This window comes from Planktothrix prolifica NIVA-CYA 540 (assembly GCF_963864145.1).
Lineage (GTDB): Bacteria > Cyanobacteriota > Cyanobacteriia > Cyanobacteriales > Microcoleaceae > Planktothrix > Planktothrix agardhii.
The window spans coordinates 2,119,047-2,130,062 of record NZ_CAWLTW010000001.1 but is presented as its reverse complement, the minus strand read 5'-3'; the positions used below and the strand labels follow the sequence as shown (position 1 = coordinate 2,130,062).

Genomic DNA, 11,016 nt, shown 5'->3' with positions numbered 1-11,016 from the left:
TAGGAGAGGGGGACATGATAGTAGGAGATGGGGATAGGATAGGGGATAGGATAGGGGATAGGATAGGGGATAGGATAGGGGATAGGATAGGGGATAGGATAGGGAATGAAACTTCTCCCCTTCTACTGCGGGAGAAGGGGTCGGGGGATGAGGGTAATCTATCTGCTTTGGTGGGCGCAAAGCGACAAATTCCGCGTGTATTGCTAGAGAAGGCAAGAGAATTACGAAAGCAACAAACACCTGCTGAGGAGATTTTATGGGAATGTCTGCGCGATCGCCGATTGTTAAATCTGAAATTTCGTAGGCAGCATAACATTGGTCAATATATTGCCGATTTTTATTGCCATGAACTAAAGCTGGTCATCGAACTTGATGGAGGCATTCACCAACAAACCGCATTGCGTGACCAAGACCGCGATCGCTGGATGCAAGAACACAGCATTCAAGTCCTACGCTTCAAAAATGAACAAATATTCACCAATTTAGAAAACATTTTAGCTGAGATCGCCCATCTCTTGTCCCCATCTGAAACCCCATCTGAAACCCCATCCCATATCCAGTCCCCCTCTCCTGTGGGAGAGGGGCTAGGGGTGAGGGAAAAAGACCTAGCAAATGCAATTCAAACTTGCTTATCTTTAGCTGTTGATAGACAAGCTGATTATTTAACATCTCTTGTAATTTGGGCTAATTCAGGAGAATTTATTGCTCATACATTTGGGAGACAAGCTTTGCCTATAGTCTGGGAGTTTCCAGAATGTAATCTCTTTGCAGATGGTTCAGGTAATTGGATAGGTGCTTTGGACTGGATAAAACTCACAATAAAGGCGAATAGTGCAGAATATCTTACTAATGCCCAAATAGAACAAACATCAGCTACGAATCTTTACTATCTCCCTGATGATGCGGTTCAATTCTTTTGTACTGATCCACCTTACTATGATGCAGTTCCTTATGCCGATCTGTCAGATTTTTTCTATGTTTGGCTAAAAAGAACTTTACCTATAAATCTTTTGAAAAGTTTTTCTAATGAACTTACACCAAAAGATGAAGAGTGCATTGTTGACGAAATGAAAGGAAAAGATAAAGCCTTTTTCGAGCGCACAATGGGGCAAGCAATGGCAGAAGGTCGGCGAATTGTTGCTCCAAATGGCATCGGGTTAATTGTTTTTGCTCACAAGTCCACAGCAGGATGGGAAGCACAACTACAAGCAATGATTGATGCAGGATGGATTTTTACTGGCTCTTGGGCAATTGATACGGAAAGACCAGGTAGATTACGTTCTCAAAACTCTGCTGCCCTTGCCTCATCTGTTCACCTAGTCTGTCGCCCACGCAGCAATAATGAAATAGGCGATTGGCGCAATATTTTACAAGAACTCCCGCTACGGATTAAAGAATGGATGCCACGCCTCACCGAACAAGGCGTAGTAGGTGCTGATGCCATCTTTGCTTGTTTAGGCCCCGCCCTGGAAATCTTCTCCCGTTATTCCAGTGTTGAAAAAGCAAGCGGTGAAATCGTCCCCTTGCGTGAATATCTCGAATATGTCTGGGCAGCCATTTCCAAAGAAGCCCTCAGCACCCATCTGGAAAACCTGACTCATCTTGTCGAAGTTAAAGGCGACAAAGCCCGACTGCTACCTGTTAAAGAACGTGCTGCTTACCTATTTGGTAAAGAAGGCATTATTCCCGATATTCCCAAGAAAAAAGCCAAAGGTGATAAACAACTTACTCTTATAGGCGTACTTGATGAACTTCCTGAAGACGAACATGGGGAAGTCAAAATTTCTCGTATTGGTGAAACCATTTGCGATAAAGTACATCAGGCAATGCTGTTATTTAACTCTGGACGTAGTGAAGCACTCAAACGCTTTTTAGTTGATGAAGCAATTGGTAAAGATGCCAGATTTTGGCAACTAGCACAATCATTTTCCGCCCTTTATCCGGCGGGTACTGACGAAAAACGCTGGGTTGATGGCTTATTAGCTCGTAAAAAAGGTTTAGGACTTTAGAACTATTATAGGAGAAAAGAGATTATGCAAGCCAATGAAATCACACTTTATGAACTAGAAGAACGATTAAACCTACAAGTCGCTACCGATAGCAACTTCTTTACCGAATGGCTAGAACCCATCCCACTCTCTGAAGAAGAAAAAGCCAAGTGCGATCGCATCCGCAACCAATTTATGCGACAAGTGCTATATCGCCGTAAAACCATCGAAGTATTAGTAAAAATGCTGGTTTTATCGCCATTATTAGACATAGCAGGTTTTTATCAAGACCCCTTTGATATTTCTGCTGAAGATCCTGTTATCATTGACGAAGAAGACAATAATGAGCCTGTGCGTGGTCGGTTAGATGTGTTGGTATTTAATAGCGAATTATGGATCGCTGTTATCGAAGCCAAAGGCTTAAAATTCAGCACATATTCCGCCATTCCCCAGACCCTTGCCTATATGTATGCCAGCCCTAACCGCCGAGATCGTCCCATCTTCGGCATGGTGACAAATGGGAATAACTTTTTATTCCTGAAAATGGCAAAATCTAACCCGCCTCAATACGCATGGTCTGCCGAGTTTTCACTCCTCGATCCGCGTGAAAACCCACTGTATGAAGTGCTAGGCATTCTCAAACGTCTATCTACCAAAATTTCGTGAGGTATATATGATTGCTAACCTTCAATCACTCACCATGTCCCCCGCAGAATATTTCGTATGGGAAGCCGATCAAGATACTAAATATGAATACGAAAACGGCAAAATTATCGCCATGACAGGCGGCACAATTCCCCATAGCCAAATTTCCGCCAATCTTGCTGCCCTGCTAATTCCCCACTTGCGCGGTAAAGGTTGCAAAGTCGCCATCAGCGATGCCAAAGTCACTACCCCATCAGGCAAATATTACTATCCCGATCTCATTGTTACCTGTGACGAGCGCGATCGCTTTGCCCGTGACTTTTTGCAATACCCCACGATCATTGTCGAAGTGCTGTCACCCGCCACCGAAGCCCGCGATCGCGGTATCAAACAGCAACACTATATGCTGATCGAAACTCTGCAAACCTATATCCTAATCACACCAGAGCGACCCAGAATCGAGATCTACCAACGCCGTAGCGACTTAGCTTGGGAATATTTATCCCTTGCGATCGAGCCAACAGACTTGGTAGAAAACGATCCAGAAATTCACATCACCAGCCTAAACCTAACCTTTTCCCTCTCAATTATTTACGAAAATATTAACTTCCCATCCGAAACCAATGCCCTATAGCAACTTTACCCTCAGACAAGTAGAAAAAGACTTTCACTTGCAAATTGAAGAAAAAATCGATCTATTTGCCCATGTCGAAGCGATCGCTCCCAGTGACGACCTCAAACGCATTCTTGCCGAAAATATTCCCTTAGCCCTAGCTATTAATACTGAAAAAGCGCGATCAGAATTTTTAATTGCTCCCACCTTACTCGAACTTAGACGGCGATCACCTACTCCCGTCAGCTTATTTTCTGGCACAGAATTTAGCATTAGTCCCGAACAAGGTTTGTCAGGTTATTGTGATTATTTGATTAGTTTATCCAAACAGCAACTAATGATTAGTGCGCCAGTAGTTGCCATTGTCGAAGCAAAAAACGAAGATATTAAATCTGGACTAGGACAATGTATCGCTGAAATGATAGCCGCCCAATTATTTAACGAACAAGAAAACAACGATATTAAGACAATTTATGGCATTGTTACTTCGGGCGAAATCTGGAAATTTCTGCAAATATCTGAGCAAACTGTAGTGATTGATCTCACCGACTACTATATCACTAACATCGACAAAATTCTCGGTATTCTCCTACAATTAATTGTTAATTGTTAATTGTTAATTATCAATTTATTCCCGCACATCCATAAAATACCAGCACAGATCACCATGAAAATCACCCTTGACATACCCCAAAGTGAACTAGAAAAATTAGTTGCTCCGGCGATCGCTGAACCGCGCATTCCGCTCTATGGGATAACTTGGCAACAATACGAACACTTTATCGAGATGTTTTATGGACATCATAATCTACACCTAATTTATCTTAAAGGAGTCTTAGAAATCGTGACGCTTTCACCAGAACATGAAATGCTAAAAACGATGATTGCTAGGTTGCTGTATGTCTATGCAGATGCCCTAAATATTGACTTATTTAGCTGCGGATCAGCCACCTGTAAATCAGAGGCTACGGAGCGCGGTTTAGAACCCGATGAAAGCTTTTGTCTTGGTGAGCGTAAACAATTTCCTGATTTAGCAATTGAAGTAATTGTTACCAGTGGCGGTATTGATAAACTCGAAGTCTATCAAGGGTTAAAGGTTGCTGAAGTTTGGTTTTATAAAAATGAAAAATTTTCTGTTTATTCTCTCAAATCAGATCACTCTGGTTACGATGCGATCGCCCAAAGTCAAATTTTCCCCAATCTTGACTTAGACATTATGGCAGAATATATCCGTCCCGAACGCGAACCAGAAATGGTGAGAGCATGGCGTAAACTTGTTAATAGCCCAAATAGTTCAAATAATCAACTATAAATACCTAATTTAAAATAAACAAACTCAATTAAACTCATTTAAAATCAACAAACCAGATTAAACAAATGCCCCTAAAACCTTGGTACAAAATTGAAGGACTCACCCCACGGGAAGATTTACGGAATAACCGACCCCTTGATGCTTCGGAATTTGCTGTAAACCTTGATCATGTGAGGGAAAATCGCGCCCCCATTGACTACCAAGACCCCGAAAAATTCTTGAGCCGTACCTATCTCACCCGTTGGCTGGCTGAATTTGCCGGACAAGTAATGCGCCGTTTATCGGGTGTGAAAACAGAAGCTAATGCAGTCTATAACCTGGCGACTCAGTTTGGTGGAGGGAAAACCCACGCCCTCGCCCTGCTTTACCATCTAGCCCAAAATGGACAAGCCGCAGAATCATGGTCTGGTGTTCGCAAGATTATTACCCAAGCAGATATTAAAACCTTACCTACTGCTAATGTAGCTGTATTTGTTGGTACAGAATTTGACTCCTTAACTGGTCGCGGCGGTAATGATGGTACACCCTTACGCAAAACTCCCTGGGGGGAAATCGCCTTTCAGTTAGGTGGAGAGGAAGCTTTTAAAATTGTTGCCCAACATGATGCCGAATTTACCGAACCCAAGGGGGATGTGATTCGGGCTTTTCTACCTAAAGATAAACCCTGTTTGATTTTGATGGATGAAATCCTTAATTATGTTTCCAGCTATCGCAAATATGGCTATCATGATCGGCTTTATAACTTTATGCAGGCACTTTCAGAAACTGCCAGAGGTGAAGATCATATTGTTTTGATTGCTTCAATTCCGGCTTCAGTTATGGAATATACCGCCGCCGATGAAGCTGATGAACAACGTTTCAAAAAAATGCTAGATCGTGTTGGTAAAGCTGTTGTCATGTCTGCGGAAGCAGAAGCTTCAGAAATTATTCGCAGAAGGTTATTTGAATGGGATGAACGAGCGGTAACTGCCGAGGGTAAAATTATATTACCTAAAGAAGCGATCGCTACCTGTAATGAATATGCAGATTGGGCTGTGGAAAATCGCTCCTTACTTCCTAGCTCGTTTCCCATTGATAATGCCCGAGAAGCCTTTGCCGCCACCTATCCCTTTCATCCTACTGTAATTTCAGTCTTTGAACGTAAATGGGCAGCATTGCCCCGATTTCAGCGTACAAGGGGTATTTTACGCTTATTAGCTCTTTGGGTAGCTCACGCCTATCAAGAGGGTTACAAAGGCAACCACAAAGATGCACTGATTACATTAGGTACAGCCCCTCTTAACGATCCCATATTTCGATCAGCCGTGTTTGAGCAAATGGGTGAAAATCGTCTCGAAACCGCAGTTACAACCGATATCTGTGGCAAAAAAGACTCCCATGCGTTTCGACTGGATATTGAAGCAACTGAGGCGATTAAAAAGGCTAGATTACATGGTAAAGCCGCAACTACGATTTTCTTTGAATCAAATGGTGGCGTAGTTCGTGAAACTGCAACCTTACCCGAAGTTCGTTTAGCGATCGCTGATTCTAGTATTAATATTGGTGATGTGGAAACAGTCTTAGATACGCTCAAAACAGACTGTTATTACCTGATAGTTGAAAGCACTAAATATCATTTCAGCCTTTCGCCTAACTTAAATAAGATTTTAGCAGATCGCCTAGCTAGTGTGCAAACGGAAGACATTAGTAAGCGGATTGAAAATGAAATTAAAAAAGCCTTTCCTTCTGTATCTGGTGTAGATGTTAGTGTTAGACATTTTCCTAAACAATCTAGTGAAATTCCCAATGTACCTAAATTAACTTTGGCAGTATTATCTATTGATCGCCCCATGAATGACCCCAACACATTGTCATTTGTAGAAAAGCTGATTCGTGAGTCGGGTACATCTGATCGCACCTATAAAAGTGCCGTGATTTTTGCGATCGCTGACTCGGAAAACCTACTCAGAGATGAAGCGCGTAAAGTGTTGGCTTGGGAAAATATTGGTGACCAAGAATGGGATACATTAAATGATGTGCATCAAAAACAACTGAGTGTGAGTCTCAAAAAAGCCGAACGTGATGTTCAAGAAGCCGTGTGGCGTTCCTATAAATATACTATTTTACTGGATAAAAACAATCAACTACGCACGGTTGATATGGGAGTAGGTTCATCTAGTAGTGCCGATAGTTCTAAATCAATTACAGCACTTATCCTTAACCGACTTAAAACAGAAGATATCCTCCAAGATGCGATCGCCCCGCGCTTTTTAGTGCGTAACTGGTCACTCGTGTTTAAAGAATGGAGTACAAAAGCCATCCGTGATGTCTTTTTCTCGTCACCTAGCTTGCCTCGTCTTCTCAATGGTAATGCGATCAAAGAAACCATCGTCAAAGGTGTAAAAGAGGGCAGTTTTGCCTATGTTGGTAAAACATCTGATGGCAAGTATCAGCCATTTTATTTTAAAAATTCGCCCCTGGACATTGACAGCGTTGAAATTTTAGATGATATTTATCTGATTAAAGGTGAAGATGCCGAACAGTACCAAAAAGAACAGGAAGATCCATCTCGACTAACCACTTTAGAGATCACCCCAACAGATGTCACCCTAAAACCAAATCAAGGACAAACATTTACTGTCAAAGGAGTTGATCAACGTCATCAAGATATTGCGATCGCTAATGTCCTCTGGACAGCCACAGGCGGTAATATTGACGAGCAAGGAATGTTGATTGTTGGCGAAATCACCGGAAACTTTACAGTTAATGCTACCGTTGGTGCGATCGCTAATACCGTCAATTTTACCATTGAAAAAGAAACTGTTCCTAGCAATGACACTCCAGATCCAGATGTGGATGAGAAAAAAGTCGTACCAACACAATTAAAATGGTCTGGAGAAGTTACGCCCCAAAAATGGACACAGTTTTATACAAAGGTCTTATCCAAATTCTCAGCCACTAAGGACTTGAAACTAAAACTCAAGGTTGAGGTTGTTGTGGATGGTGAAATTTCAGAACAGAAAATTGAAGAAACAAAAGTTGCATTGCAAGAACTTGGTTTAGATAGCGACATTCAAACACATTAAGTTCAGTGGTGATTTTTGTCTAAAGTAGAAAAATGACTTTACAAAACTTTGCAGTATTTATCGGGTTTCAGCAGTATTTGTATTCACAGGATAGAGCCGCTTAATGGGTCAAGTCGTTACAATTAAACACCTCAGTTCAACGATTAACTTAAAGCTTTTGCGCGATCGCTTTGTACTGTTGGGCAAATAAAACCCCAGTTTTGCGCCTGGGTTAAAAGTCAGGGTGTTGAAGGTTAGCGCGTGTTCGGAGCGATCAAGATTCTACAAGTTTTGTAAAAACTATTGACAAAGCAAAATAGTTTATTTAGGCTGGTGAAACCTACCGAGAAAACTCTATAGAGGTATTATGCCATAATCTTCAGGTTGGTTGTAACGAGTTCTAGTGTATTTGCTATTACCTTAGTTATTATGCACTCAGATTGCATTTCAGCCTTCTCAAAATAATTAATTTAATGTTAACATTCTAACCAGGTTACACTATGATAAATGAAATAATAAAAAGCCTTGGGGAATTATTTAAACTTTTGCCTAATTTAATCGCTAAGTATCAGAATATTCCCAATTTGGAATTTCAAGTAAGTCATCAAAAGAACACAATAGAAGAGCAAGAAAAAAAGATAGAAAAACTTGAGTCTATTATTAAATCTCTTCATGCTAAACTGAAGGACGCAGGTATTCCGACGTTTGACATTTCTATAATAAACGAGAATATAAATACATACAGTGAAAGTTATAAGCTCTGTCAAGCTGCGGCAGCATGGGTAGATATGAAAAAATATGATTGGGTAAAACAAATTAAAAATATAAATTTAAGCACTTACAAGGAGGACTTAAATTCGGAAAGTAAATTAAAAAGTTTTGAAGAAGATATCCTTCATTATCTGGAATTACTTGCAGACAGCTTGCGTTCCACAATGTTTCTAAACATTTCTGCTGTTAAACCATCCATAAACTCTAATTCTTCTAAATTGCTTTATAAAAAAGTCTTAACTTATATCCGTAATATAGATGAGGTTCCAGACATATCTACTGAAGAATTTGCAAAGCTTAAAGAGTATTTTGATGTTATTATAGGAAATTTATAAAAAACGATAAATTTTGGCTGAATTAGAAGCTCTACAAAGCTAATGTTATATAAAACAATAGCTTTGTAGAGCTTATAGTGTATCAACTGTTATGGCTCATTCCAATCTGGTTGGTCAAGCCCATATCCTTCTCCTTTCTCCAATACCTTATTGAGTAAATCAAGGGATTTACATATTAAATCGTAAAGAACTTTCGCTTCTGAGCCTTCTGTTGCCTGGGGTTTTCGAGTTCTGGCATAAGCTTGAATACCCTTTACAAATTTCCTTAAATCGCTATCAGGAGGATGAGACATAAGAATACCTTGTAAACTCTGGTTAATTCTACTAACACCGAATTAAGGATCAGGAAAAGGGGGTTCGGCTTTGTTGGGTAGTGGTCGATTGTTGAATTGGTCTTAGCTTGGTTGCTCTGACATGGCAAAAATAGAAGGTTGGTGTCATCAGGTGCAGCCTTGTAAAGTTTGGTTAATTCCAAAGGACATTCAGGCGTTAAAACCTAAATACGGTTATTTGGTATTGGAAATAAACACTGAAACTTTTCTGTATGGACTGAATCAAAACTGGTCACTTCAACAAATCTTCAAATTTGGTTGTTATCCTTTCATCATTGCTATAATTTGCTTGAGAGAATCCAATTAGTTTTTGAATAATCAAATCAAGGAGAGTTATGAACAAACTGATGAGTTTAGTTATAATATTTGTTTCATTATCTATCAGCACCAATTTAGTATTAGCCCAAGCTAATTTATCAAAAGATACCAGTCAAGATACTATAGCTCAAAAAACATATTCTGAACCGAAATTACTCTCACCAATTAAAGTTAAATTTGCCAGAGGTTCTTATAAAGCAAAAGTCAAAGGATATATAGAGCCATTTACCATTCAACCCTATATCATTAGTTCTAAGGATAACCAACTTTTTAGAGTTCAAGTTTTTCCTGAAGGTGTGGAAGCCTCAATTTATTTTGTCAAGGGGAATTCTAAAAAATATATAGGTAGTGTTAGTGGAGGAGTTTGGTCAGGAGTTGTCCCCCAAACGGGTGATATGGTTGTAGAAATTGTAGCTAAAGGAGAGATTGGATATTCCTACACAGCCGAATTTACAGTTAGATAGGAGATTAATTATTTTCAACGAGAACGGCAATAAGAATTTAGGTAAAAGCCACGAATTTTTCAAATCACAACCCGTCGATTCTAGGAAAACTTGCTCTGGAACTCTGACCCCAATAACAACTCATCTTGCTTTAGTTGAGAAGCTTTGGGATAAGTATGCGGTTTCTAGTCGGGAGTTGGAGGCGGAGCGATCGCAAACTTTAACAGAGTTAAATGAATTTTTGGTTAAACTTGGGTATCTAAATTAAGTTAAGGAATATCAAAATTATGCGGTTAATTAAAAAGCAAATTGTGACAGATGAGGAGCTAAATGTCTTTCCAATTATGCAACTAGCAGAAACAGGTTTTGCTGAATGGAACGATCCAGAAGAGGATATTTATAATGATGTTGCCTAAAACCAATGAAATTTTGTAAAACAATTAGGTTTTCTACCTGTTGATTTAATTTCTTTGGTTCATAATGTCCTTAAAAAATCTCTGAATTTACCAGATTAAAATATCCTTTAAATAGAGTTCATATTGGCAAACTCAAGACAAATCCCAAACCACCAATTCAAAACCCGATTATTCCCCGATGCCCTACCAACTCACAATCAACTACCCCGAAACTTTCCCCGATGCCCTCCAACAAACAAAAGCACAATTTGAACAAGAGGCTAAATGGGCAATGGCAGTTAAACTCTTTGAACTCAAACGCCTTTCTTCCGGTATGGCAGCCGCGTTAATTGGGGTAGATAGAGTTACATTTCTCCTCAAATTAAAAGATTATGGTATCCCCATGATTGACTTGACAGAAGAAGAACTACTATCTGATTTAGAGAATGCCTAGCCCCGAAAGAATCTATTCAACAAATGATTAACCAAGGGATTCGATTAAGTACAACTGTGATTGAATTTGCCCTAAAACAAGCCGGAGAAAATAATTAATCAAGCTAAAAGCTAAATCTAATTAACTCGAAATCGAAACCTATCATCAGAACTTCTGTAGTCTGAATAATTTGGGTTATAATATTTTTATTCTCAATTCACGAATAAAGAACATAGCTGAGTAGATGCTCATGAAATATGCTCAAAAACCTCAAGATATGGTAATTTTGTTAAAGGTTCACTGTTTAGGTTCGGAGTGGACTTATGATGATTTGGCGAAAAGCATGACTACTTTAGAAAACTTTACATCGTGATAAATTTTGCGCGG

The 11,016-nt window shown here is 39.8% G+C and carries 12 protein-coding genes; 11 read left to right on the top strand and 1 reads right to left on the bottom strand.

Annotated features, from left to right (window positions below):
• The 7 genes from AC559H_RS09855 to AC559H_RS09825 all read left to right on the top strand — a co-directional run.
• Positions 1-2,009 (top strand): DUF559 domain-containing protein (locus tag AC559H_RS09855; protein ID WP_167331305.1); only part of this gene is annotated, 2,009 nt, incomplete at its 5' end.
• A 24-nt stretch (positions 2,010-2,033) separates the two neighbouring features.
• Entirely contained in the window at positions 2,034-2,654 is a 621-nt protein-coding gene (locus tag AC559H_RS09850; protein ID WP_036831804.1) for a type I restriction endonuclease, read from the top strand.
• Between the two features lie 7 nt (positions 2,655-2,661).
• A complete protein-coding gene (locus AC559H_RS09845; RefSeq protein WP_026794457.1) occupies positions 2,662-3,267 on the top strand; it encodes a Uma2 family endonuclease in 606 nt (201 codons plus the stop codon).
• The gene (locus AC559H_RS09840; protein WP_026788984.1) at positions 3,257-3,859 is read left to right on the top strand and encodes a hypothetical protein; all 603 of its coding nucleotides are present in this window, start codon (positions 3,257-3,259) and stop codon (positions 3,857-3,859) included. Before AC559H_RS09845 ends, AC559H_RS09840 begins: the two co-directional genes overlap by 11 nt.
• Positions 3,860-3,913: 54 nt before the next feature.
• The gene (locus tag AC559H_RS09835; protein ID WP_026788985.1) at positions 3,914-4,558 is read left to right on the top strand and encodes a Uma2 family endonuclease; all 645 of its coding nucleotides are present in this window, start codon (positions 3,914-3,916) and stop codon (positions 4,556-4,558) included.
• 65 nt (positions 4,559-4,623) lie between these two features.
• Positions 4,624-7,623, top strand: coding sequence for an ATP-binding protein (locus AC559H_RS09830; RefSeq protein WP_026794456.1), 3,000 nt, complete (start codon positions 4,624-4,626; stop codon positions 7,621-7,623).
• Between the two features lie 479 nt (positions 7,624-8,102).
• Positions 8,103-8,708 (top strand): hypothetical protein, encoded by a 606-nt coding sequence (locus tag AC559H_RS09825; RefSeq protein ID WP_026794455.1) that lies wholly within the window; start codon positions 8,103-8,105, stop codon positions 8,706-8,708.
• Between the two features lie 89 nt (positions 8,709-8,797).
• Here AC559H_RS09825 and AC559H_RS09820 read toward each other — a convergent pair whose 3' ends face one another.
• Entirely contained in the window at positions 8,798-9,001 is a 204-nt protein-coding gene (locus AC559H_RS09820) for a hypothetical protein (protein ID WP_026794454.1), read from the bottom strand.
• A 374-nt stretch (positions 9,002-9,375) separates the two neighbouring features.
• Here AC559H_RS09820 and AC559H_RS09815 point away from each other — a divergent pair, with 374 nt between their 5' ends.
• The 4 genes from AC559H_RS09815 to AC559H_RS09800 all read left to right on the top strand — a co-directional run bounded on the left by AC559H_RS09815 (position 9,376) and on the right by AC559H_RS09800 (position 11,002).
• A complete protein-coding gene (locus AC559H_RS09815) occupies positions 9,376-9,822 on the top strand; it encodes a hypothetical protein (protein WP_026794452.1) in 447 nt (148 codons plus the stop codon).
• 266 nt (positions 9,823-10,088) lie between these two features.
• Positions 10,089-10,217, top strand: coding sequence for a hypothetical protein (locus tag AC559H_RS09810; RefSeq protein ID WP_267879825.1), 129 nt, complete (start codon positions 10,089-10,091; stop codon positions 10,215-10,217).
• A gap of 178 nt (positions 10,218-10,395) precedes the next feature.
• The gene (locus AC559H_RS09805; protein ID WP_026794451.1) at positions 10,396-10,650 is read left to right on the top strand and encodes a UPF0175 family protein; all 255 of its coding nucleotides are present in this window, start codon (positions 10,396-10,398) and stop codon (positions 10,648-10,650) included.
• A 229-nt stretch (positions 10,651-10,879) separates the two neighbouring features.
• A complete protein-coding gene (locus tag AC559H_RS09800) occupies positions 10,880-11,002 on the top strand; it encodes a hypothetical protein (protein WP_267879826.1) in 123 nt (40 codons plus the stop codon).
• The last annotated feature ends 14 nt before the right edge of the window (positions 11,003-11,016 follow it).